General features: G+C 68.9%; 18 protein-coding genes. 7 read left to right on the top strand and 11 right to left on the bottom strand.

The genetic code is table 11. The features are described 5' to 3' along the window. Positions 1-13 precede the first annotated feature (13 nt). Positions 14-1,654, top strand: coding sequence for a cytochrome bc1 complex cytochrome b subunit (gene qcrB, locus ACWGO8_RS10710; protein WP_452043045.1), 1,641 nt, complete (start codon positions 14-16; stop codon positions 1,652-1,654). Here the strand turns inward: qcrB and ACWGO8_RS10705 are convergent. The 3 genes from ACWGO8_RS10705 to ACWGO8_RS10695 form a co-directional block, all read right to left on the bottom strand. Further along, positions 1,633-1,887, bottom strand: coding sequence for a hypothetical protein (locus ACWGO8_RS10705; protein WP_452043044.1), 255 nt, complete (start codon positions 1,885-1,887; stop codon positions 1,633-1,635). The genes qcrB and ACWGO8_RS10705 overlap by 22 nt on opposite strands. Before the next feature lie 102 nt (positions 1,888-1,989). Continuing rightward, positions 1,990-2,202: a hypothetical protein gene (locus tag ACWGO8_RS10700; RefSeq protein WP_452043043.1), complete on the bottom strand. Its 213-nt coding sequence runs from the start codon at positions 2,200-2,202 to the stop codon at positions 1,990-1,992. Between the two features lie 413 nt (positions 2,203-2,615). Then, positions 2,616-3,014 carry a DUF7715 family protein gene (locus ACWGO8_RS10695; RefSeq protein ID WP_452043042.1) on the bottom strand — a complete coding sequence of 133 codons (399 nt, stop codon included), beginning with the start codon at positions 3,012-3,014 and terminating at the stop codon, positions 2,616-2,618. A 171-nt stretch (positions 3,015-3,185) separates the two neighbouring features. On the opposite strand from ACWGO8_RS10695, the gene ACWGO8_RS10690 reads away from it, so the two are divergent. Further along, positions 3,186-3,563: a YciI family protein gene (locus ACWGO8_RS10690; RefSeq protein ID WP_452043041.1), complete on the top strand. Its 378-nt coding sequence runs from the start codon at positions 3,186-3,188 to the stop codon at positions 3,561-3,563. A gap of 118 nt (positions 3,564-3,681) precedes the next feature. Here the strand turns inward: ACWGO8_RS10690 and ACWGO8_RS10685 are convergent, their stop codons facing one another. Continuing rightward, a complete protein-coding gene (locus tag ACWGO8_RS10685; RefSeq protein ID WP_452043040.1) occupies positions 3,682-7,473 on the bottom strand; it encodes a rhamnogalacturonan lyase family protein in 3,792 nt (1,263 codons plus the stop codon). A 256-nt stretch (positions 7,474-7,729) separates the two neighbouring features. Here ACWGO8_RS10685 and ACWGO8_RS10680 point away from each other — a divergent pair, with 256 nt between their 5' ends. The 3 genes from ACWGO8_RS10680 to ACWGO8_RS10670 all read left to right on the top strand — a co-directional run bounded on the left by ACWGO8_RS10680 (position 7,730) and on the right by ACWGO8_RS10670 (position 10,936). Next, the gene (locus ACWGO8_RS10680) at positions 7,730-8,404 is read left to right on the top strand and encodes an O-methyltransferase (RefSeq protein ID WP_452043039.1); all 675 of its coding nucleotides are present in this window, start codon (positions 7,730-7,732) and stop codon (positions 8,402-8,404) included. 90 nt (positions 8,405-8,494) lie between these two features. Next, complete coding sequence (locus tag ACWGO8_RS10675; protein ID WP_148733501.1) at positions 8,495-8,767, top strand: DUF1876 domain-containing protein; 273 nt, start codon at positions 8,495-8,497, stop codon at positions 8,765-8,767. A gap of 93 nt (positions 8,768-8,860) precedes the next feature. Beyond that, the gene (locus ACWGO8_RS10670) at positions 8,861-10,936 is read left to right on the top strand and encodes an endonuclease/exonuclease/phosphatase family protein (RefSeq protein ID WP_452043038.1); all 2,076 of its coding nucleotides are present in this window, start codon (positions 8,861-8,863) and stop codon (positions 10,934-10,936) included. 7 nt (positions 10,937-10,943) lie between these two features. Here the strand turns inward: ACWGO8_RS10670 and ACWGO8_RS10665 are convergent, their stop codons facing one another. The 3 genes from ACWGO8_RS10665 to ACWGO8_RS10655 form a co-directional block, all read right to left on the bottom strand. After that, positions 10,944-12,395: a DUF3482 domain-containing protein gene (locus ACWGO8_RS10665; protein ID WP_452043037.1), complete on the bottom strand. Its 1,452-nt coding sequence runs from the start codon at positions 12,393-12,395 to the stop codon at positions 10,944-10,946. 113 nt (positions 12,396-12,508) lie between these two features. After that, positions 12,509-13,996 (bottom strand): DUF2868 domain-containing protein, encoded by a 1,488-nt coding sequence (locus tag ACWGO8_RS10660; RefSeq protein ID WP_452043036.1) that lies wholly within the window; start codon positions 13,994-13,996, stop codon positions 12,509-12,511. A gap of 506 nt (positions 13,997-14,502) precedes the next feature. Then, positions 14,503-14,889: a hypothetical protein gene (locus ACWGO8_RS10655; protein WP_452043035.1), complete on the bottom strand. Its 387-nt coding sequence runs from the start codon at positions 14,887-14,889 to the stop codon at positions 14,503-14,505. Between the two features lie 309 nt (positions 14,890-15,198). Here ACWGO8_RS10655 and ACWGO8_RS10650 point away from each other — a divergent pair, with 309 nt between their 5' ends. Both ACWGO8_RS10650 and ACWGO8_RS10645 read left to right on the top strand, forming a co-directional pair. Then, complete coding sequence (locus ACWGO8_RS10650; protein WP_452043034.1) at positions 15,199-16,449, top strand: NINE protein; 1,251 nt, start codon at positions 15,199-15,201, stop codon at positions 16,447-16,449. Positions 16,450-16,581: 132 nt separating this feature from the next. Beyond that, positions 16,582-18,564, top strand: a complete 1,983-nt coding sequence (locus ACWGO8_RS10645) for a hypothetical protein (RefSeq protein WP_452043033.1) — start codon at positions 16,582-16,584, stop codon at positions 18,562-18,564. A 34-nt stretch (positions 18,565-18,598) separates the two neighbouring features. Here the strand turns inward: ACWGO8_RS10645 and ACWGO8_RS10640 are convergent, their stop codons facing one another. The 4 genes from ACWGO8_RS10640 to ACWGO8_RS10625 form a co-directional block, all read right to left on the bottom strand. Further along, on the bottom strand, positions 18,599-19,309 hold the full coding sequence (locus ACWGO8_RS10640; protein ID WP_452043032.1) for a DUF6994 family protein: 711 nt from the start codon (positions 19,307-19,309) through the stop codon (positions 18,599-18,601). Positions 19,310-19,490: 181 nt separating this feature from the next. Then, entirely contained in the window at positions 19,491-20,465 is a 975-nt protein-coding gene (locus tag ACWGO8_RS10635; protein ID WP_452043031.1) for a DarT ssDNA thymidine ADP-ribosyltransferase family protein, read from the bottom strand. Between the two features lie 3 nt (positions 20,466-20,468). Next, positions 20,469-22,220 (bottom strand): GmrSD restriction endonuclease domain-containing protein, encoded by a 1,752-nt coding sequence (locus ACWGO8_RS10630; protein WP_452043030.1) that lies wholly within the window; start codon positions 22,218-22,220, stop codon positions 20,469-20,471. Positions 22,221-22,241: 21 nt separating this feature from the next. Beyond that, entirely contained in the window at positions 22,242-24,476 is a 2,235-nt protein-coding gene (locus ACWGO8_RS10625) for a 3'-5' exonuclease (RefSeq protein WP_452043029.1), read from the bottom strand. Positions 24,477-24,502 lie beyond the last annotated feature (26 nt).

The following is a 24,502-nucleotide window of genomic DNA, read 5'->3' as shown; positions in this document are numbered from 1 at the left end:
TCGAGGAGCACGCATGCGAAACCACTCCACCACCGACCGCCTCGCCGCACGCCTCGGGGCGGTCACCATCTTCGGCCGACGCCTCGCCGACGTCAGGGCGGAAGCCCGCCGGAGGCGCATCCCGAGCCACTGGACGAACCTGTTCGGCATCGTCACCCTCGCGTGCATCGTGGTCGTGACGGTCACCGGCCTCTGGCTGATGTTCTTCTACACGCCCTCGAGCGAGACGGTCACGTACTCGGGCGGCTACGCGCCGCTGCAGGGCGCCGAGGTGTCGAAGGCGTTCGCGTCGACCATGGCGATCACGTTCGACGTTCCCGGCGGCCTGCTCATCCGGCAGGCGCACCACTGGGCGGCGCTGCTCCTGCCGGCCGCGATCATCATGCAGTTGCTGACGACGTTCTTCACCGGCGCGTTCCGCCGCCCCCGCCGCGGCATGTGGGTGCTGCTGTTCCTGGTGTTCCTGACCGCGCTCGCCGCCGGATGGAGCGGCTACGCCCTGCCCGACGACCTCCTCTCGAGCACCGGCCTGCGCATCACCGAGGGGATCGCGCTCGGCATCCCGGTCATCGGCACCTGGCTCGCGACGCTGTTGTTCGGCGGATCGTTCCCGGGCGAGATCATCGAGCATCTCTACCCGCTGCACGTCGCGGTCTTCCCGGCCCTGCTCATCGCGCTCGTCGTGCTGCGCGGGCTCGCCGCCTGGCGGCACGGACCGCCGCAGTTCCCCGGACGTGGACGCACCGAGCGGAACGTGGTCGGCATCCCGCTCCTCCCGAACGCGGCCGCCCGCGCCGGCGGACTGTTCCTCATGGTCACGGCGCTCCTGCTGCTCGTGGCCGCGACCGTCACCGTGAGCCCGATCTGGCTCTACGGCCCGGCCGATCCGGCGGCCGCCGGCGCCGGCAGCCAGCCCGACTGGTACACGGGCTTCCTCGACGGCGCGCTCCGACTCGTGCCGCCCGACTGGGAGTTCGTCTGGCTCGGCCGCACCTGGACGCTCGCGATCCTCGCGCCGCTCGCCGTCGTCGGCGCCTACCTGCTCGCCGCCGTCGCGTACCCCTTCATCGAGGAGTGGATCACGGGCGACCGCCGCGATCACCACCTCCTCGACCGGCCGCGCAACACGGCGACCCGCACCGGCATCGGCGTCGCCGGCATCGTGTTCTACGGCGTCCTCTGGCTCGCCGCGAGCGCCGACCTCATCGCCACGCAGTTCTCGATGAGCCTCGAGACCGTGATCGCCACGCTGCAGGCCGCGCTCCTGCTCGGCCCGATCATCGGGTTCTCGGTTGCTCGACGCATCTGCCTGGGCCTCCAGCGCAAGGACCGCGATGCGCTTCTGCACGGCTTCGAGACCGGACGCATCGTCCGCCTCCCCGGCGGCGAGTACGTCGAGGTGCACCAGCCCCTGAGCGAGTCCGAGCGCGCCCGCATCGCGGTGACGGATGCCCCGCGCCCCGCGCAGCTCCGCCCGAACGCGCGCGGCGCGCTCACGCTCGCCGACCGGCTGCGGGTGCGGCTGTCGCGGTTCTACTTCGCGGATCGCATCGAGGTCGCAGTGCCGGAGCTCGAATCCGGCGGCGAACCTCACGACTCGGATGCCGAGGCAGCCCTCGAACCGCCGGGAGCTCAGTCGCGCGGCGTGCGGTGACCGCCGCCGAGGTCGAGGTCGTCGCCGCCCTCGAGGTCGGGGCCGTCGCTCTCGGTGATGTTGGCGCCCTCCCAGAACGGGTCGACGCCGAGCTCGCGGTCGTGCTCGGCCTTCAGCCGCGCCTGCTCGCGGGCGCTGTCGGCGAACGGCCGCTCGTCGGGTGGGTTCGCCTCGGCGGCACGGCGCAGCTCCTCCTCGCGCTCCGCGTCGTCACGGTCGGTGGTGTCGCTCATTTCGCCCTCCGTCGGTCGATGCGCCCACGGTAACCCGCGAGACGGTCGACCGCCACGGGGTTGCTCGCGGCGCCGCGGCGGCCGCCGCACTGTCGGTGCGGGTCAGTGAGCGGGCCGCGCGCTCGACGCGCTGCGTCCGTCGTGCCAGAGGTGCGCGAGCTGCTGCAGCAGGCCGGGACGGTGGGCGCGCACAGCGCGCTCGGCGCGGTCGGCGCGGCGGTCGGCGGCGTTGCGGCGGTGCTCGTTCACGCGGGCGGCGACGAGCTCGTCGTGGGTCTGCAGCGTCTGAGCGACGTAGCCGGCTGCGAGGTTCATGATCATTCCATTCGATGTGCGAGGGCGGAGGTCGCCGTCTGCATTCAGGTTCTTCGCTGAGGTGGTCGGTTCGGATCGGGCGATCGCCCTATCTTCCGAACCCATCGGCGGGCGGGGTGCCTTACCGGGAGATCGTGGGCGTGCGGCGGTACCCGTCGCGGCCGAACTGGACGACGGCGGAGGCGATCGCAGTGGCGGCGAGGAGTCCGAGCATGAGCATGGTGGCGAACATTCGTGCACCTCCCTTCGAGTGAGTCCTGCGGGTGGATTCCCGCTGCACACCACACTGCTCTCGAAGCCGTCTCGGCGAATCCGTGTGCCATACGGATATTCGCGCGGCCCACTACCGACGTTTGGGTACTCCACCTACCTACGACCGCCTGGGTAATCGTGGGTACAGGCCCATGGGTTCCTCAGGCACCGGCGGCACGCCGCACCACCACCCGATCCACCAGCCGTTCCACCACCGTGCCCTCGGCGAACAACCCCGCGATCGCCATGAGGTTCCACGCCTCGCCGACGGCATCGAACTCGCAGGTGCATCCGTATGCACTGTTGAACCGGTGCGTGGCGTCGAGGCAGTCCACGTAGGTGCCGAGGTCGAGTTCGGGCACCCCGCGCACGATCGCGGTCGTCGTGACCTCGTCGCTCGTCATCCCTCGGAACGTGATGCCGCAGTCGCACGGACCATACGGACGACGACGGCTGACCGGGCACGCCACGGTCATGTAGACGAGCTCGCCGTCGACGCATCGCGCCACGTCGGTCGATCTCGTGCCCTGGGCAACACTGGTAGCGACCAGCACCTTCATGTCTCACTCCGACCCGGCACGAGCTCTGCGAGTAGTGGTCATGACGATAGGCCGGGCATCCGACATCGAGCTCGAACGAAGTTCATCGAGGTTGATGTCGATCTGCACGACCTCCCGTTCGACGTCGGAGTGAGGGCGACCCGACGGCGTTCTCGGACGAGAGGATGAGCAATGACCCAGTACTTCCTGACCATGCCCCACGACACGGCGACCGAGCCGACCATGGAGTCCATGCAGGAGTTCGACCCCGAGGCGCTCGCTGCGGTCATGGCCGCCGTCGAGGCCTTCAACACCGCGCTCAAGGACTCGGGCGCGTGGCTGTTCGCGGGCGGCCTGCACCCGCCGTCGACCGCGAAGACCGTCGACACGTCGTCGGGCGAGCCGCGCGTGCTCGACGAGCCGTTCGTCGAGGCGCCCGCCTACGTCGGCGGCTTCTGGGTGATCGAGGCGCCCGACGAGGCCGCGGCGATCGACTGGGCGACCCAGGCTTCCCGCGCGGTGCAGACGCCCATCGAGGTACGCGCGCTGCAGGAGCCGCCCGAGCTGTAGACGCCACTTCGCCACAACGCCACAACGCCACAGCGCCGGGCGCGGAAGACATGACGAGGGGCCGAGCGCACCAGCGCCCGGCCCCTCGCCGCGACCGCAGTCGCGATGCAGCGAACCGCTACTTCACGGTCACTTTCACCGGCTTCGACGCCGTCTCGCCGTTCGCGTTCGCGAACACCGCGACGAGCGTGTGCTCACCGGATGCCACGCCGCTGAGCTTCACCGACGCCGACTGCGCGCCCGGCGTGGCCGCCGTCAGCGACCCCGACCCGACCACGACGCCGTCGAGCTCGATCCGGTACGACGTCGCGTTCGTGCCCCACCAGAGGTTCGCGGTGGCGGTGAACGACGACGCGCCCTTCTTCTGGTCGGTGCTGACGACGGGCGTGCCCGGCGCGGCATCCGTCACCTTCACCGTGGTCGAGGTCGTGGCCGTCGTGCCGTTCGCGTTGATGAGCTCGCCCGTGTAGACGTAGGTGCCGTTTGGCTTGCCCTCGAACGAGACACCCGAGGTCTGGGCCATGCCGGCGGTGTCGCCCAGCACGCGCGTCGACACGAGCGCGCCGTTCTCGTAGAGCCGGAAGATCGTGCCCGGCGTCCCCCACCACAGGTTCATCACCACGTCGTAGTTCCCGTCGTGCAGGCCGTACGCCCAGCCGCTCGTGTTCGAGAGCGTGCCCGCCCCCGGCGCGGTCGTCGCCGACGATGCCGGCACGACCAGCAGCTGCGACGAGGCCGTCGACGTGAGCCCGGCGTGGTTCGTCGCGGTCACCTCGACCGTCACGTCACCCGCGATGCCGAGCCCGGCGAGGTCCACCGCAGCATCCGCGTCGACCGCGACCCCGCCGATCGTCACCGACTGCGAGCGTATGCCGCTCTCGGCATCTTCGATCGCGATGCCGAGCTGCAGCGGGGCATCCGACACGACCGTGCCCGACGGCAGGCCCGAGATCACCGGCGCCGTCTCGTCGAGGCCCGGCGCTCCCACGTAGGCGATGGAGGCCGCGGGCGGCTCCGCCATGTCCGCGCCGATGAAGTACGACGGGTTCGGCGGTTGGTTGTACGCCGAGTTCTGCCCGGCGACGCCGACGCGGTACTGCGAGTCGTGCATCAGCGTCGGGATGCGCGCGTCCGTGGCATCCGTCGTCGTGTAGATGCGGATGGCGTTGCCGTCGGCCGTGCGCACCGCGAGCTCTTCGCGCCAGTCGCCGAACAGGTCGGCCTGGATCACGGGGTTGCCCTTCGTGGTGTTGTTCGTCAGCGTGCCGTCGAGGCGCAGGAGCAGGTCCTCCGACTTCGTCGCGGGGTTCCACTTCGAGATCGTCGGCACGCCCGACGCGTTCGCCTCGGAGTAGTCGTGGTCGGTGATCTCGCGGGTGAGGTCGCCGTCCCACCAGGTGACGAAGTTCGCCGCCGGGATGTCGGTCGAGAGCACCTCGCCGGATGCCGCGTTGAGCGTGCCGACCGGCGAGTTCCACGCGTAGTCGCCGCCGATGTTCCACGCCTCGGCGCCCGGGTGCGACGGGTCGATGTCCGCGGCGGTGCCGCGTCCGGTGTCCTTGCTGCCCGAGTTCGACCAGAGGATCTCGCCGGTCTCCGCGTCGCGCATCGTCGCGATCTTGCCGCCGTTGCCGCTCGGCGTCTCGTGCACCGCGTACACCTCGAGGCCCGCGCGGTCGGTGACGAAGTCGCCCACATGCAGCGCATCGCCGTGCAGCAGGCGCGTGTTGTAGAGCGGCGTGCCGTCGTCGTCGATGGTCATCGAGCCGAAGACGATCTCGTCGAGGCCGTCGCGGTCGACGTCGGCGGGCACGAACTGGTGGTTGCCCTGGCCCTCGTAGGTCGATCCGGCCTGGTTCGAGTCGAAGGTCCAGCGCTCGACGAGCTGCCCGTCGACGAGGTCCCACGCCACGATCACGGTGCGCGTGTAGTAGCCGCGACTCGTGACGAGCGACGGGTGCTCGCCGTCGAGGTACGCGACGCCCGCGAGGAAGCGGTCGACCCGGTTGCCGTACGTGTCGCCCCAGGCGCCGACCGACCCGCGGCCCGGCTTGTAGTCGACCGTGTCGATCGCCGCACCCGTCGCGCCGTCGAAGACCGTGAGGTACTCGGGTCCGCTCAGGATGTAGCCGCTCGAGTTCCGGTAGTCCTTCGACGCGTCGCCGATCACGGTGCCGACGCCGTCGACCGTGCCGTCGGCCGTCTTGAACGCGACCTCCGAGCGTCCGTCACCGTCGAAGTCGAACACCTCGAGCTGCGTGTAGTGCGCGCCCGCGCGGATGTTCACGCCCAGGTCGATGCGCCACAGGCTCGTGCCGTCGAACTCGACCGCCTCGGCGTAGACCTTGCCGGTGTAGCCCGACTGCGAGTTGTCCTTCGAGATCGACGGGTTCCACAGGAACACGAGCTCGTACTCGCCGTCGCCGTCGACGTCGCCGACCGTGCCGTCGCCCGGCCAGTACGTGACCGTCTGGCCGTCGGGCAGGGTCGCCGGCGCCGGCTTGTTCAGCGGGATGTCGAGGTACTGTTGGTCCCACACGGTCACGTCGTCGGCGACGGTGATCTCGCGATCGCCCTGCAGCGCGGTGATCAGGTACGTCGACTCGGTCGTGCCCTCGTCGTCGACGAGGTTCGTCGCGCCCGTGATCGGCGCATCGTTGACCTTCGAGCCGTCGCGGTAGACGTTGAACCCGAGGTCGCGCGCCTCGAGGCCGAGCAGGCGCCAGCCGAGGTACACGCCCTCATCGGTCTTCACCGCGACGGGTGCGCGGTCCAGGTACTCGGCCTGACGCACGAGCGTGGTCGCGACCGCGGTCGCGTACGTCTCCGACGCCGCCGACGACCCGCCTGCGTTCAGCGCCACGAGCTGATACAGGTACGGCCGCGTGGTGAGCACGTCGGTGTCGGTGAACGTCGGCTCGGTCGTCGTGGCGATCTGCTCGAACGGGAGGTCGGCCCGCACCGAGCGGTACACCTTCCACTGCACGGCGTCGCCCGCGTCGGTCCAGCTCAGCGTGACGCTGTTGCGGTCGATCGCGGCGGTCCCGATGCCGGTCGGCGTCACGGGCTTCGTGACGTCGGGGTCGACGACGGATGCCGCGAGCCGCTCGCCCGGCTTCGAGACGCGTGCGTCCTTCACGGTCGCTACGGCGTAGTCGTAGCTCTCGCCGAGCGCAACGCCCGTGTCGACGAAGCTCGTCGTCGCGGCATCCGTCACCCGGCCGATCTCGGCGAGCTCGCCGCCCGGTGCCGAGCGGAATATCGCATAGCCCGTGGCATCCGCCACCGGCTGCCAGCCGAGCTCGATGGTCTCGTCCACCGCGTCGATGTCGGTGGCCTGCAGGCCGGTCGGCGCGGGCAACGGGGTCTGCACCCGGATGCCGTTGACGCGCCCGTCGCCGCCCGTGACGCGGATGTTCAGCTGCCCGTCAGCGACCGCGACGGCCGGGAAGTACGCCTCGTGGATGACGCCCGTGCTCGTGCGCGGACCCGCGTAGGCCGTGCCCTCGATGTCGAAGTTCGTGCCGTTGCCCGCGATGAGGTCGCCGGCCCACGTCGTGACCTCGTAGGTGCCGTTCGGCACGTCGACCGCGAACGCCTGGTTGTTCGCGATGGTGAAGTCGCGCCCGACCGTGTTGTCGCCGCCGCGGTCGCGGAACCCGGCGGTCGGCGGCGCGACCGTGAAGCCGTAGCCGCGCGTCGCGGTGTAGGTGGTGCCGGGGTTGATGCCGAGCCAGCCCGGCACGACCGGCGTGCTCGGGCCGCCGAAGTCGAAGCTGTAGTCGACGGATGCCGCGGGCTCGGCCGCGGCGGCGGGTGAGGCGGTGAGCGCGGCACCCGCTACGAGTGCGGCGCCGGTGAGCGCGGCGAGGATCGGCCGCGCGCGGCCATGTCGGACGTCTGGACCCACTGGATCTCCTTCGATCGTGTGCTGTGGTGGTCGTACTGCGGTGGGTGCAGCGTCCGTGCTCGCCGCGCGACCGCGTTGGGAAAGCGATTTCCCAACGGGTCGTGTCCATCCTCGCCCGCGTGACAGCTGCGGTCAAGCAGTGTGTCGCCCGCGGTCGTCGCGTGGCGTTGTGGCGTTGTGGCTTCGTGGCGTTGTGGCGCTCGACTGTCGCAGCTCATCGTTGACGGGACGACGACGCGAGGAGGAGTCTGACCCCATGACCGAGTCCACTCGCGAGTCCTGGCGCGTCGTCGACGAATACCTCGCCGCGACGCTGCTCGACGACGACCCCACGCTGACCGAGGCGCGCGCCGATGCGCTCGCAGCGGGCCTTCCTCCGATCGACGTCACGCCGCTCACCGGCAAGCTCCTGCACCTGCTGGCACGGATGACGCAAGCCCGCCGCGTGCTCGAGGTCGGCACGCTCGGCGGCTACTCGACGATCTGGCTCGCCCGCGGCATCCCGCACGATGGAACCGTGGTGACGCTGGAACTCGAGCAGCTGCATGCCGACGTGGCCCGCGCCAACCTCGAGCGCGCCGGGGTGTCGGACAGGGTCGAGATCTTCGTCGGGCGTGCCGCGGACTCGCTTCCGCGCATCGCCGAGCGCGGTGACGATCCGTTCGACCTGGTGTTCATCGACGCAGACAAGGAGTCGAGCGCCCTCTATGTGGACTGGGCGATCCGGCTGGGGCATCCGGGCACCGTCATCGTGGTCGACAACGTCGTGCGCGCCGGCGAGATCGCGGTTCGCGACACCGACGACCCGATGGTGATCGGCAGCCGGCGGGCGCTCGAGCTCCTTCGAAGCGATCCGCGGGTGGATGCCACGGCCCTGCAGACCGTGGGCTCGAAGGGGTGGGACGGGTTCGCGGTCGCGATCGTCGTGTAGGTCAATCGGCAGAGCATTTCGGCCCTCGCCGCCCACCCCGCACGCGCGTACGCTGAGCGTGGAACCAGACCGGGGAGGGTGGTGAGTTCCATGTCAGCGACGAAGCACTGGGACATCACCGTCGACATCGACGAATTCGACGAGGACACCACGCTGGCGCACGTCAGCGTCCGCACGCCCGCAGGTCAGGAGGTGACCGGCGTGGGGCAGGCACAGCGCAATCCGCTCGACCCGAGCGTGCACGAGATCGGCGACGAGCTCGCCGTGTCGCGCGCGCTGCGCAACCTGAGCGAGCGGCTGCTGCACACGACGGAGAAGGACATCGCTGGGGTCACCGGGGAGTCGGCGCACCTGCATCGGTAGGGGCGGGCGCCGTAGAGGGCGCGGCTGGACAGGAGTACGCTGACGCCGTCCGTCCGAGGGGGAAGGGGGCGCGCGATGCAGCCGCTCCGTTTGATGACGTTCAACGTACAGCTCCTGCCGGTCATCGCCGGCGTGGGCGCGGGCACGGTCAGCCTGCCGGCCGGCATCGCCGGACTGATTCCCGGCGGTTCGGCCGACTCGATCGCGCAGGCCGAGGCCGTGGCGAACGACCTGCTCAAGATCAAGCCCGCCGAGCGACCCGACGTGCTGGCCCTCAACGAGGTCTTCAGCGAGGACGCCCGCGACGCGCTCATCAACCTCCTGAAGCCCGAGTGGCCGCACGTGATCGAGTCGGTGCACGAGGGCGACCTCGAGGAGGACGCCGGGCTCATGGTGTTCTCGCAACTCCCGTTCGTGACCTTGCCGGGTGGTGGCGACCGCCGCGAGCGCTTCTACGCGGATGACGCGGGCGCGGACAGCTGGGCGTCGAAGGCCGCCGTGCTGGTGCAGGTCAACCGCCCGGCCGAGCACACGACGCTGGTGTTCACGCACCTGCAGGCCGCGTACGACACGGAGGAGCAGTATCGCGACATCCGCAAGTCGCAGCTCGCCGAGATCCGCGAGCTCGTGGCCGAGGTGCTCGGGCCGTCGCCGAACGACTGGCAGAACGTGATCGTGGCGGGCGACCTCAACATCCGCGGCGACCTCGACGCGACGAGCAACGAGTGGTTCGACGTGTTCGACACCCCCGGCGAGCCGTTCGGCGAGCTGTTCGCCGACAGCTGGATCGAGATGCGGCCGCCCGGGGCATCCGAGGATCTCGATCACGGCCTCACGAACCGCAACCGGGAGACCCAGGCCGAGCAGCGGCTCGACTACATCTGCCGGTTCAAGACGATCGACGGCGTCGACCTCGTCGCGCACCACATGCGCATCGGACATCGCGACACGTCGGACCACTACGCGCTCGAGGCGATCATCCAGCGGCGCGACGAGCACTGCCAGCCGACGTCGGCGGTCGACATCGACGTGGCGGGGCCGGTCGCCGGCACGTCGGGCCCTGGCCAGCCGAGCACCTCGCTGGCGTACTACGTGCTGCCTGCCCTCGGGGTCGAGGGAGGCCGATCCTGGGCGTGGATCCCGCGGGCCGGCACCTACACGTTCCACCACAGCGGGTCGCTCGTCGTCGAGGTGTACGCCGCGACCGACATCTCGCGCCCGCTCACGCGGCTCGACCAGCTGTCGGTGTCGGATGTCCCGGATGTCGTGAAGCCCGCCTACCGCGAGTTCGGCGGCAGCATCGATGACGAGGGCTCGACCTACGTGAACCGGTCACCGCTCCTGGTGTCGATGCGCACGAAGGACGGCGATCCCGGAAGTGGCGTGCTCATCGTGCTCGAGCACATGGGCGACTCGAAGGCCACGGCGATCGCGCTGCCGCCGCATCAGGACGTGACCGTGCCGTTCCCGCCGAACCAGCGACTCGGCGACGACGACATCGCGTGGTTCCGCGTGCATCCGGTCGCGACCTTGATGGGCGCGCCGCGCCAGGAGAGCGTGAGCCTGCGGCAGCCGCAGGGCTCGGGCACGCTCGAGGCGTCGGATGCCGCGGGCAGCCCGCTGGGTGGCGACTCGGGTTCCTCGAAGCTCGAGTTCGCGTTCACGGCGAACGCCGACGACGAGATCTTCGTGACCGTGCGACGCGACGACGACTCGGACATCGGGCAGGTGATCCGCTGGGCGACGCCCGTGACCTACCTGCGGCTCGATCGGGGATTCGCCGTGCATGTCAACAACGAGACGGGCCCCGACTGGCCGGGCGCAGACGAGCCCGAACTCGACATGTGGATGGACGGCGAGAAGCTCATCCATACCGTGTGGGACGACGCCGACACCGGCGAGGACTGGCCCGGCATCGGCGACAAGATCTTCTTCGAGGTCGTGCAGCGCGGCTGGCCGAGCAAGTCGGTCGCCTTCACCCAGACGCTCGACTTCGTGATCGAGGACCCCGACACCCTCGGCGGGGCGCACGGCGTGACGTCGTACCCGATCGCCGGCCTCAGCGCGAACGAGCCGGCCGAGCGCAAGCGCACGACGGCCATCGCGGTGTACGACACGATCTCGAACGGCACCTACACGGTGAGCTGCACGCTGTCGCGCGACCCGTGAGCGCTGGTCAGCCTCGGTCGTCGGCGTCGTCGTCGAGCGCGCCCGGATAGAGGTCGTCGAGGAGTCCGAGCGCCATCTCGGCGAGCAGTTCCTCGAGGTCGCGCTGCAGCGCGTCCTCGCCCTCGCCCCGCCGCGACCAGAGCACCGCGAGCCGATCCCCCTCGGCGACCACCGCGTCGACGACCATCGGACGCCAGTGCGGCGGATACTCGCCCTGCCGCCAGGCGCCGCGGCCGCGTCCGTAGTGCGCGACGGCGAGGTACCGCAGCAGCGCCGAGGTCACGAGCCCGTCGAGGAACGCCTCCTCCCACCGCAGGCTCGACTCCTCCCGCCCGCGCACAACGTTGACGCCCTGTGCGACGCCCGCACCGCCGAGCGCGCCGAGGATGGCGCCGGCGACCATGCCGGCGCCGAACGTGAGGCCGCCCGCAATGAGGTCGGCGCCCAGCCCGGTGAGCGCGCCCGAGATGACGCCGCCCAGTGCAGCCGTGCGGGTCGCGTCGAGCGGCGCGTCCATGCGGATGTCGCCCGCCACCCGCTCGAGCACCTCGTCAGCCGCACGACCCTCGAGCCGGTGGATGGCGATGAGGCGCTCCATGCTCCGCCGCAGGTCAGCCTCGAGACGTGACGACAGCTCCTCCGCGGCATCCACTCGGGCCTGCGTTCGCGCCGGACTCGGCAGGCCGAGCGAGCCGCCGACCTTCTTCGAAAGCGTCGGTTCGACCGGCAACGTCTCCCGATCGACAGCCGCGCGCGCGATCGGCCCCGCGAGCGCGGACATCGCCGCGTCGAACTCGTCCATGCGGAGGTCGCGCCACGCCTCCGAGAGGCGGACGAACGCCGGCCGCGAGGCATCCGGCACCAGCGGCTCGATCGCCCGGAACAGCGTGAACTCCTGCACCCAGCAGCGGGCGAAGGCGTCGAAGGCGAGCACGTCGCGCACGTGGCCGGAGTCGGCGAGCGCGGAACGCCAGCGCGCGGCATCCGCCTCTTCTGCGGAGCGCTCGCGCGGCGGACCGGTCTGGTTGAGCAGCACGAGCACGGGCTTGCCGATCCACTCGAGCACCTCGAGCTCGGGTGCGAGGTAGCCGGCGTCGGCGGGCGCCTCGGCCGCGTTCACGAGGTAGAGCACCACGTCGGCCTGTTCGGCGACGTTGCGCACCGCGAGCTGGCTGAGCCACAGCGCGCGGTCCTGGTAGCGGTCCCACACCTGCGACAGGAACCAGCCGATGGGGTTCCGGTCCTGCCGCAGCCGGCGCGCGAGCCGAACGCTGTCGCCGAAGCCCGGGGTGTCCCACAGCGTGAGCAGGTCGCCGTCGGCAGTCTGCACGAGCGGGTACGGTGTCGCCTCGGCGGTGACGTGCGGGGCGTCGCGCACCTCGCCGACGTCGCGTCCGAGCAGGGTGCGCGCGAGCGTCGTCTTGCCGGCGTTCGTGTGCGAGATGAGCGACAGTGACACGGCCCCGGCGTCGAGCCCAAGCACATCCTCCGCTGGTCGAGGAGCGCCCGCCGAAGGCGGCCGCGTCTCGAGACCCCGGTTCCCTTCAGGCAACTCGGATGCGCCGCGGTCGCTCACGACCGTCGCCTCGCGTTGCTCTTGGCTCCGCCGTCGTCCCCGGATGCCGCAAGCTCCGCCTCAGCCGTCGCCAGATCAGGCTCACCGAGATCCACGAACACCGCCACGCTTCCGTGCCCCTTGACCAACTCCCGCCACGCGCTGCGCCGCTCCTCACGACGCTGCGCATCCTCACCCCAACGCGTAAGAAACGCCGACTCATCCACAAGCACTGCGCCGATGCCCCCGGATGCCGCGCTCCGCCCACTCCCCGACCCGAGCTCCTTCAGGAACGCCCCATGCGCATCCTCTTCCGGCGTCGCCGTGAGCCCGAACAGCGCGACCCGCACCTCGGACCCGCCGCCCGCGGCATCCGTCACCGGACTCAGCCACTCATCATCGCCCCACCCGACCGGCTCATCGATCACCGCAACCGCATTACCATACGCCCGCGCGAGGACCGCCTCGAGCCCCGCGCGCGCCTCAGGTGCAAGCGTGTAGCTGTACGGAATGACGCGCACGCGCGTCGCTTCGCCCACCCACCCGGCGACGAGCCGGCGGTAGTACGGCTCGTCGAGCGGCAGCTGCACGTGCTTGGCGCGGCGACGCTCGACCAGCCCGGCGACGAGGGCGAGCACGAGCCGCGGAACGATGACGACGACGGCGACCGTGCCGGCCATGAGGTGCATCCACATCGCGGCGTTCTCGCTCGCGGGCGCGCGGATCGCCTCGATCGCAGCAACGTCGGGCACCGGGATGCCGGTGATCCACGAGCCCGGCGCGAGCGTCACGGCCAGCAGGGCGTGCACCTCCTCAGCGCCGAGGAACGTGCTCTCCCACGACGCGCGGTACTCGAACGCGAGCCCGCGCAGGTAGAGGCCGGCGATCACGCCGAGCGCGGTCGCCGCGGCGGCGAGGTGCAGCACGCGCGCGGCGCGCGCTCCGTACAGCGGCGCGGCGACGCGCGCCCACTCGCGAGGCAGCGCGGCGAGCACGGTGCGCCTGGCGGCGGTCGCGGCATCCGCCGGCTCGCTTCGAAGCGGTGCGCGAACGGATGCCACGCGGATGAGCAGCGACCGCACCGGACCGGCCGCGCCGCGCCCGAGCACCAGCGGCCGCACGAGCAGCCAGACGTACACGACCAGGTTCCACACGACGAGAACGAACACGGGCGGCGCGAGCAGGTTGATGCTCGACCCGCCGCCGATGCGGTCGATCAGCAGGCCGAACAGGAACGCCGCGATCACGGTCATGACGCCCACCCACGGCCGCCATCGGATGCCGCGCACCGTGCGCGTCACGGCCGGCTGGCGCGTCCCGATCCGCTCGAGCACGAGCTGCGCCCGCCGCCGGAGGAACTCCTCCGCGCTCGCCCGCTCCCCCACGATCGTCGCCGCCGCGCGGCTCGCCCACTCCCGGTCGGCATCCGACCACAGTACGCGATCGCGGTCAGCCGTCTCGACGGCGCGCGCCGCGGTCGTGTCGAGGGCGGCCGACTCGTCCATGTGCGCCACTCTATGCGCGGAGATGCTGGCTGCTGATTGCGTTTCGCGGCTTTGGCGATGCGTAACCCGGCTTACGAGCCGGAATCGGAACTGTTGGACAAATCCCGACCACGCTGCCGACGAAGCCGCGGGATGGTCCGCCGTGAACGTGCCGAGCTCAGAATCCGCGGGAGTTCTGACGACGCAGGACGTACCCGCGACGTGCGCAAAGCGACTGCCATGCCTCCTCGTCGACGAGCCTGAAGTTCCGACCCCTGACCTGACAGATCCGACGCCATGATTCACGACCGGCCAGGTCCTCGGCATCTATGGACTCGCTGTTGATCGCCCTCACGATCTCACGGTCGGTGGCAGTTCCGAGGTTCATAAGCGTTGCGTTCCTCCTCGACGACATTGACGATTCTGCGAACACGATATGGGTTCCAAGCCATACGAACACGACCCACATTCGGGCTACGGGAGATATCCGGCCAGCATGAGTGTCGCCTTGCTCGGGCTCGAAGGCCTCAGCCGATAATGACCGCTTTGCGTTGATCTACGAGGCGCGGACCATCTCGTCTCCGGGTCCGTCGGTCGCGGAACTCGGCATGCGCCGCATCGAGCCCGTGGATGCGACGCCGGAGCACCATCAGCAGCGCCGCCACGCGCCGCCGCTGGTACGTGTCGAGCGCGCCGTGCGCCTCGAGCGCGCCCGCGCGGTCGGCGAGCGACCTCAGGCGTGTGACGGTGTCACGACGCCAGGTCTGATACGCGTCGTCGGGTCGAGCAGCGAGCCGCTCGAAGCGGTCGTCGATGATCGCGAGCCGGAGTTCCAGCGCCTGGACGTCGGCGAAGAACTGCGGGCGATCGATGTGTTCCACGGGGATGCCGGCCGCACGAAGCTGCGCGTCCATCCGTGCACTGAGAGGCGAGTCCGAGCCCATGTCGGTGCTCCTTGCTGACTCCAGCCGTAGCCGAAGATTCCGACGGTATGGAGTGCCACCGACATCCGCTCGATCGGGTCGCCAAAAGGTCGTGTACCCCGTTCTGGGGCGGATGGCGCGGCATCCGCTGGTCAGATGCGATTTGCATCGCACCTGCGGCAACACTCGAAACGGGTCAGGAAGCCCCCGCGTCGGTCGCCGTCTGTAACGTCGGTCAGCTGTCGACCCGACGGCGGCGCCGCACGTCGCGGCGCCCACCCACAGCGAACGGACGCGATCATGACCGACACTACGAACACCCCCGAGGGCAGTACGCCGAACACCGCCGCACCCGCCGATTGGTACCCCGACGGCCCCGGCGGACAGCGGTACTGGGACGGCAGCACCTGGACCGAGCACACCGCATCCGCAGCGGATGCCACGACGGATGCCTCAGGGCACGTCGCCCGCGACGCCGACGCCGCGGCATCCGTCATCGCCACCGCTTCACCGACTGCGACCGCGACGCTCGCCGACCCGGCGGCCGTCGCCGTGCCTTCGCCCGCTGACGCGACCCCGCCGAAGTCGTTCATCGCGACCTGGCTGTTCGCCCTGTTCCTGGGCGTCTTCGGGGTCGACCGGTTCTACCTCGGCAAGGTGGGCACCGCGCTCGCGAAGCTGTTCACCCTCGGCGGCCTCGGCGTGTGGGTGCTCGTCGACCTGGTCCTCGTGCTCGCTGGCGCGCAGCGCGACAAGCTCGGCCGACGGCTCGACGGCTACGCCAAGCACCGCACGATGGCATGGATCGTCACCGGCGTCGTGCTCGTCGTCTCGCTGATCGTGAACGGCGTCGGCGCGGCGAACCGCGCTGTGGAGTCCGCCACGACCGGGTCCGCCGCCGGCGCGGCATCCGCTGCCAACGACGAGACCGATGCGGATGCCGCGTCGGCGCCGGAACCGGAGGAATCCGCCGCAACGACCGTCGATGAGCTCGCCGTCGTCGAGACCGCCTTCGGCAAGGACATCGATTCCGACATGTGGTGGTACGCCGTGGTGCTCGAGAACCCGAACGCCGACTACGTGTTCCCGTCCGCGGGGATCACCGTGGAAGCGGTCGACGCGAACGGCGTCATCCTCGACTCGGGCAGCAACTACTCAACGATCCTGCAGGGTCGCACGGTAGTCGTCGGCGACTTCGTCGGGGTCGGCTCCGGCACGATCGCCAAGCTCGACGTCCGCGGTCCGACCAGCGCCGCCGCGACCTCCTCGCCGGCCGCGGAGACGGGATCGTTCACCGTCTCCGAGATCGCGACCGCGGCGGAGTACGGATGGATGGACGTGACCGGCAAGGTCACCTCGACCTTCAGCGAGGACCAGGACCTCGTGAAGGTCTCGGTGCTCGCAAGGGATGCCGCGGGCACGATCGTCGGCAGCGACTACACCTTCATCGACCGTCTGCCGGCCGGCGGCACGGCGCAGTTCGAGTCGTCGCTGTGGAACGTCGAGAACCTGCCGGGGGATGTCAGGTTCGAGGCGTTCGCTTCGCTGTAGAAGGACGGGACAGGCGGCGGCCACCGGCCGTCGCCCGTCCGACCCCTTCACCCGACACGAGTGCGATCTCACCGCGCAGGTCGGTAGCTCCCGCTACCGTGAATCCACGATCCCCTGGCCGGAGGGATGACCATGACGAACACCGCCCATACGACGCGCACACGGACCTTCGAGCGCGTCGCGACCGTCGACGATGCCGAGCGTCTCGCGTTGCGTATCCTCGATGCAGCACGCACGCGACCGCTCGTCGTCGTGACGACGGTGCACGGTGCCAACTCGGCGGCGGAAGCCGCATCTGCGCCGCTCGACCCACGAGAACTCGTCGCCGAGATCGGGGACATCGCCGACCTCGTCCTCCTTCCGACCGGCGAGTACAGCATGCGCCTCGCCGACCAGCTGCCCGACATGCTCCAGGTCTACGGCGGCGCCGGCCGCTCGTACCCGGTCGGCCTCGTGCACGACCCCGATTGGCGCAGGTCGCCCCTGCGCTTCCCCGGCGCGAACCCCGCTCGGGCGATTGCGCAGCTGATCTCCGACACGATGTCGCATGCCCACACGGCCGGTCTGTTCGATCACGCACCTCCGCGATCGCGCATCGTCTCAGGCGAGGTTCGGGGTTTCCTGGCCGGTGGAACCCGCGCTCTTGTGGAGCTCGATGACGGCGGCCGCGCAACGGTGTGGGCGGAACTCACGGCGCCGCCGACTCCGCTCGACTGGACACTCGCTGAGGGTGGTCGTATCACCGGCACCCTCGACGAGGACGCCGGCCGCCTCAGCGTCGATGTCCTCGACGTCGATGTTGCAGGCCTGGCCGAGGCGTTCCCGCATGGGACGGTGACGCTCGCGCTGGTCACCACGGTCGCCGACGAGCACGCAGAGCTCGCGCTGCATCCCGCACATCGCACCCGAGTCCACCGAATGGATGTCTCACCCAACCCGCTCGACCGCGTCGACCTACTGCTCAGCGAGGGCGAGGTCGTCGCAGCGAGGGTCGTGCACCTCTCGACCGGAGCGCTCCACCTTCGCCTCAGCGACGTGGACGACGGCGAGCCGGTCGTGCCGCCGCTCGCCCTGGTGCACGGTGGGGCGCCGTGGCTGCGCGAAGACCGGCCGATGCCCCGAGCCGCGCCCGAAGAGGTGCAGGATGCCGAGGCCGAACTCGGCCCGACCGTCGCACATGGCGAAGTCGCTGGGGTTCCTGATACCGACGCGACGGATGGCGCGACGAACTCCTTGGCCGACCCGGATGGTTTCACCTCGGGCTCGCCGCCGGTTCGCGCGGGTTCATCGTTGCCCGCTCACGCCATACCGGGGCCGGGCCTGCGCCGCGCGGTCCCGACGCCGCACCTCACGCCCTCGAGCCCAAACGCGTCCACACAGGTGATCCCTCAGGCCGCCGCGACGGCCGGCTCCGCCCTGCGCTCGACGCAGCTCCAGCTTGAGGCGGAACGCGCACGCCGCTCGGCCGCAGAACGCCGCCTCACCGAGGCCGCACTCACCGACTCGGATCTCGATCGCCTGCGTACAGCCTCGGCCATCGATCGCCAGCGGGCGAAGGAACTGCTCCTCGAGAACGCCGACCTCCGCCGAGAGGTCGAGATCCTTCGGCGCGACCGATCAGACTCGAGCCGCCGCCTACGCGACTACGCCCGCGGCCACGCTACAGAAAGGCCCGCCACTTCGCGACCTATCGCCGACCGCCGATCGGACTTCATCGACGTCGAGGCCTGGGTGCGCCACGAGGTCCGCTGCGCTTGGGTCGAACGTGTCCCGGCCTGCGACAAGGCTGACTACCCGCTCCCCGACTATGCTGTGGGACCAGACTTCGCCGACTCGCTCCAGGCGCTCGACACCGAGAAGTTCGCCAAGGCCGTGAAGGCCGTCGTCGACGTGCTCACCGGCCGCGCCGAGCGGCTGGGCAGCAGGGAACTGCATCGCCTCCGTGTCTCCGACGCGGGTGGATCACCGTATCGCGTGCGGGAGGACGGCTCCTACGCCGTGCGCTGCGCGATCGAACGCAACACCGCTTCGGCGCGACGGCTGCACTATTGGGTGCTGCCGTCTGGTGGGATCGAGCTGTCTCGTATTGACGTCCACGATGTGACTCGGGCCTGAGGCAGCAATGCAAGACACCCCGCAGACACCGGGCTCAGGAGTCGGACCGAGGTGCGAGAGCCTCCGTCATCCGGCGGTTCCGCGCATCGACGAAAGCAAGCGTCGACTGTAGGTATCCGCGATACTCCTCGAGGCTACGAGGCAAGGGCGAGTCGCTGAAGTCTTGGAAAGGGCTGAAGAACTGCACCGCGGTGTAGTCCTCGGACACGAGGTCCTGCAGCAGAAAGAAGTCGACGTATCCGCGGAAGTCGGCGAAGAGCGCAAAGAAATCGGCGTAGCGAGCGAGAACTGGCGTGAGTGGGCTCTCGACCCCGACGTAGTGTCGACGAATCGTCTCGAGCGTCAGGTCGAAGCGATCCCCGACACGCGGATGGAACCCGCGCGCACCGTTGATGGTGGCTTTGGCATCGATCCTGTTCCCGGGGAACAGGATCCTTCCGCCGATCGTCCCGCCCCGCCGTCTGAACTTCGGGATCTCGTCGACCGAGAGCTGACTGACGAATGTAGCGATCTTCGGCCTCCGGGACAGCGACTGTGCGATGGTGTCACTCGCCAGCCAGAATCGGCCGATCTCCGACTCGTGATACAGGTACGAGCCGCGATGTGCATCGACAAGATCGAACATCACGCCGTTCGGCAGCGCCTTGCTCCACATCAACTGGTGATATCGACGCAAGGTCGGACTGTGCCGATCAGGGTCCCTGCCATTCGCATCAGCGCTGAAATCGAGAGTGATGTCGATCATTACTTCGTCCCCCTTTCATCGCATCCGTCTCACGCGTCGACCACACCGCGCCGGAGCCCAGAGCCTTCGTGACCCCTCGTCACTGCTGAGGTCACGTAGGGTTCCATCCTTTCGCACGAAATGGGAAACAACTGAGGTCGACTGAGGCTGATTCCAGTCGACGTGAAAGACAGGCCGTTGGTCAGGGCGCCCTGTCGAACCAGTGCGCTCGGACACGGACGTCGGGAGGCGTCGCGATGCCCTTGGTTTCGAGGACGTGCGTCATCGCATTCTTCAGTGCGACGGATGGCACGAGGATTCGATCGATGAGACGGAATGGCACACCATTCTCGACGAGGAACTCGGCATTCTTCGTGATCGGATGATCAGTGAACCGCTCTCCTGCTTCTCGCCGCGCGATGTCGATCAACGCCGCCAAATCGGATCGCTGATCTCGAATGCTGGCGCTCGGATCACCCGCGTCTCGCGACGTGATCGCCCATCGGAGCCGGAACTCCGGCGCCGCGTCAGCATCCCTATGCGTGACGCGGTAAAACGTGGTTTCGAGGGCGACCAGGTTCTCGGTCCGCGGACGACGGGAAGGCGAGAGCAGGCGCTCATCCTCCGCAACCGTTCGGACGGAGTCCATGAACGATGGTCGGTGCGTCAGGCTGAACGGCACGAAGTGCTGCACAGAGACGTCCGGACGCCGAACGACCGTCGCGGCTCGTGCTGCAACCGACGACTCCGAACCTAGTCCGGGTGCACGATCGAGCCGGTTGCGTGCGAGAATCTCGCGGTCCTCGACGATCGACAACAGGTTCTCGAACCTCGTGAAGTGGGTCAGTCGAAGCTCGCCGATGTATTCGCTCGTCGCCTGCTTCCTTCGCCACCGACGCGGATCATAGGGTCGGCAGACCGGGCATGGCCGAGCACCCTCACGTTCTGCCTTCGCGAACTCGATACGACGACGCCAGTCGGGATCCTTCGAGTAGGTACCCCGAATCTCGCTGTGCACCCGGGATTCGCAATCCGGGCGATTGTGGAAATGCTCCTCGGCATCACTGAGCCACACTTGTGCCGCGGCGAACTCCGCGCAAAACAGGCATGCATCGATGTCGATGCCGTGGTTGCACGGCTGCGTCTGCGCGACGATCGACCGACTCCCGCGCTCCACCGGTCACCCGACCCCGTCCGGCCAACGGCCGAGGACGAATTCCTGCAAACGGCGTCCGCGCGCCGTGACCGCCTGACCATCCCAGCGTGGATATTCAGTGGCCATGTCTCGAGTCGACCCGAAAACGGGTTCCTCTGCGTATCGCCGCCGCTTCTCGTCGTACGAGTCCCGTGCCGCGCGATGGGACGCGGCCTCACTGAGCGGCACGAGATTCGCGAGCAGATCGCGCGAGCTCGAGAGCTCCTCATCGGAGAATTGGTTCCAGGCTTCGTCAGGCTTCTCGGGAAGCACGCGTTCGACCTGGACGACCGCCGGCGGCAACCCACCCTCGACGGCATCGAGCTCCTGGAACAGATAAGGCACGATCGTCGCCCCCGCGAGCTGGCGTTGCAGGACTGCGGCGGCGACCTCCGCGTCGGTGGGCCAGGTGACCGTCTTGTGCTTCTTGATCTCAGAGGTCACTCGTTGCGGCGTGTACCAGTTGTCGCAGTCCATCCAGAGGCGCTTGAATACTGCGTGCAGACCGGTGGGCTCGAACCCGCAGATGGCTCGGCGTGTGAGGAACGCGTCGATCACATCGAGGATGCTGTCGCCTGCTACGACGCCTACGGAGCCCGTCCGCATCGCATGTGAGAGCTGCATGAGGAACGGCAGCGCGGACGCGGGCAGGGCCGCCCGGCGGAGCCGGCCGAACCGGAGTTGCGTGGATGGAGCGTGGCCGGAGCGATTGCCGCCGATCACGAGGTCGAGGAAGTCTGGCTGGTAGACGGCCAATGAGTCGATGACGTCGACCGGACTCATCCGACCCCACTCACGCTTCAGGGTCGGGTAGACCTCCGACTTCCGGAGGTTCGGTTCATGGATCAGGCCGAACGGGAAGAAGTAGGCGTCGAAGTAGTCCTTCGTGTCGGTCTTGAACGCCGAGTAGAACGGCTGCCATGCATCCCGATCGATCTCGATGGCCTGCTCGGGATCCTCGAGCGCGACGCGGAGGAACACGTCGTTGCGGACCAGGTCACCGATCGTCATCGGCTCTTGCCGCGAATTCAAGCTGTCGAAGATCTTCGGCCCGTTCGTCGGGTCGTTGACGTCGATGACGACGACACTGAGCTGCTGCAGCAGTGCGGTATAGATATCGCGGATACGGTCGACGCCGCCCTCTGCCGCCTGGAGCCGGAAGAATCGCTTCGCACGCTTGTAATTCGTCTCGACGCGGCCATGCTTCCGCTCGTCCGAGGGCAGCAAGTTGATGTGTGTACCCATGAGCGCCGGTTCGAGCTGGCGCATCGTCGTGAGTTCACGGAGCACCGCATTGAGGTCGCCCTGGTCTTCTCCGCTCGGCTGCAGGCGCAGATTCGACCTTCGCCCGGTCGGCACATTGCTCACGATGAACCGACGGAAGAGTTGCGCTGCTTCCTCGGCTTGGCCGGTGAGAGCAAGTGCGTGAATCGCGGCGCAGAGGTAGAGGTACACAGTCGTCAGTCGTTGCTGACCGTCGATGATCTCGTCGACCGCAAGGTCGGCCGGGCCGCTGGGAAGCTGGTGCATGATGATCGCCCCGACGAAGTGCACGTCGTCTTCGCCCTCGATGAGGCGGACGATGTCGACTTCGAGCTGGTGACAACGAGCGGTCTGCCACTTGTACGGCCGTTGGAAGAACGGAATCGACAGCACTGATCCGCCTCCGAGAATCGCCTCGAAGTTCGTTTCATCCGTGCTGCTGGTGAGCTTGAGCTGGCGCAGGGTGAGGGACATGCGGGATCCTTCGGTTCGGAGTCAGTCGTTCGCGAGCAGCGGCGACGGCCGCCCGGTCCAGAGCACCACGAGTTCGTCGCGCGCGCGGCTCGAAGCCACGTACAACAGCGACCGCTCTCGCAGTTCCTGGTCCGCTCGATCTTCCGGCGCGAGCCCTCGAGACGCCCACGCCGAAGGGAACGACCCGTCCGACATGTCGAAGAGCACCACTCGCGAGAACTCCATCCCCTTCGACGTGTGCATGGTGAGGACCACCGGATCGATCCCCGTCTGTCTCGCCGAGGTCAGGATGGTGCTCGCGATGCCGTGGTGTTCGAGGGCGTCGTGCACGTCTTTCGAGGCGTTGTTGGAGGCAGTCAGAACGGCGATGGTCTCGCCGCGCACACCGTCGTCGAGCCACACCTGGACGGTGTCGGCTAGCGCCTTGTACTGCTCCCCCGCGGACGTGGACGGGATGCGCCGCGGGTCCGGGCCGAGTCGGCTGGATCTATACCCGGCGACGCCTTCCGCGGCACCTTCGGCGTCGATGTACTCGACTCCTTCGAGCAACCCGAGGGCGTACCGCAGGTTCTGCTCGGTGGTCCGGTAGTTGAGGGTGAGTCGACGCGATCGCCCGACGATGGCGATCCCGAGTCGGGAGAGCACCACACGTCGGCCGTAGATGCGTTGGTGGATGTCGTCGGCGATGAACATGTCGTTCGCGCCCTCGGCGGTGAACGCACGCAGGAACTGCCAGTGGGCAGCGGTGAGATCCTGTGCCTCGTCGATGAGGATGTGGTCGGCGAAGACCCTCGGGCTCCCGCCGTCGAGCCCACTCAGCCATCCGGCGGCAATCGCGGCGAGTTCGGCGTAGGTCACCGTCGAGTTGATGCGCGCGTTCCGGCGGAAGTGTTCGACGACCTTCCACACCTCGGCCCGCTTGGCGCGGTCGAGGGCGATTCCGCGCCCGGGTCTGCGCGCCGTGAAGTAGTCGTCCTTCGTCGTGATGCGGTTGGGCAGGATCACCTCGAGGTACTCCCCCGCCAGGAACGACTTGGACCGGAGTGGCCCGGTGAGATCCGCTCCTGAGTCATCGACCGCAGCTTCCCAGCCGCTGTCGTTGGCGACGGGCCGTGCGGCCGTATCCACTGACGAGCCGATCACCTGCACGGCCGCGTCCCCGAAGCCCACGCCGGCGAGCTCGCGCACGGACGCCACGAGCGCGTCGACGCCGCGGACGAGGATGCCCGCATCGCCCGGTCGCTCGGCGATCGACGCCGTGGCGTCGAGGCGTTCGAGGTCCCGACGAAGGTTGTCGGCGAGCGCCCGCGTGTATGTGGTGAGCACAACCCGCGACCCAGCGTCCGTCCACGAGAGGTTGCGGGCCCGATGGATGAGCACGACCGTCTTGCCGGTGCCCGCACCTCCGGTGAGGCGGAACGGCCCGTTGTACTTCGCGGTGGCGTAGCGCCGCTGGTCGGGGTGAAGGAAGACGCGCCAGGCGCCGAAGTCGCCGCCTTCGATGACCCGCTGCAGCTCTTCGTCGGTATCGATGAAAGTGAACTGCATCTGCGCGGCAGGGTGCTTCAGCGCGTCGACGAGGCGCGCGTCCTCATGCCGGTCGTCGACTTCGGCGGGCGCCACGGGCTCGGCCGATTCGCCGATGCCGAGCGAGGCCTTGATCTGCGAGATCGCCGACCCGACGGCCATCTCGAGCAGGACGGAAGCCTGCCACTCGGTCTCGAGCGACGCGGCGAACGTGAGGAGCGCGTCCTCGTCGGGTGCGGCGAACGCCCGCTCGGCGACGTCGGGCGCGAACCCGAACTCGTCGACGAGATCGCTGCGGAAGTACGAGCGCTCGGTGAGGAACGAGCGCGAAGGAGCAGCATCTGCTTCGGTGGCGTCGGCCATCGGCTGTGACACCGCCGTATCCTCGGCGGGCATGGTCGCTTCGATGAACTCCGGGATCCCGTTGACCGGGTTGATCTGCAGCTTCCGGGTGCGCGCGCGGTCGATCGCCTCGTCGTGCTCCCAGGTCCCCGCATAGACGTACGTGCGCTCCTGCCCGATGGGGTCGAGCTGATAGAGCACCGCCCGCAGGTGGATGTCGACCCGGCCGGTGCGCGCCCGCTCGTCGACCGGATGGTTCATCCGCTCGATGTTGAGGCCCGGGATGCCGTCGTCCTCCGTGAGCTTGCGGAGGAACGCCATGATCTTGAGATCGACGGCCTTCTCGTGCTTCTGACCTTTCATCTTGGTCATGATCAGGTTGGGCATCGGCGTCCTCTCGGGTGGGTTCAGGT

This window comes from Agromyces sp. NPDC055661 (assembly GCF_053618135.1).
This window is presented reverse-complemented; position numbering and strand designations above follow the sequence as displayed.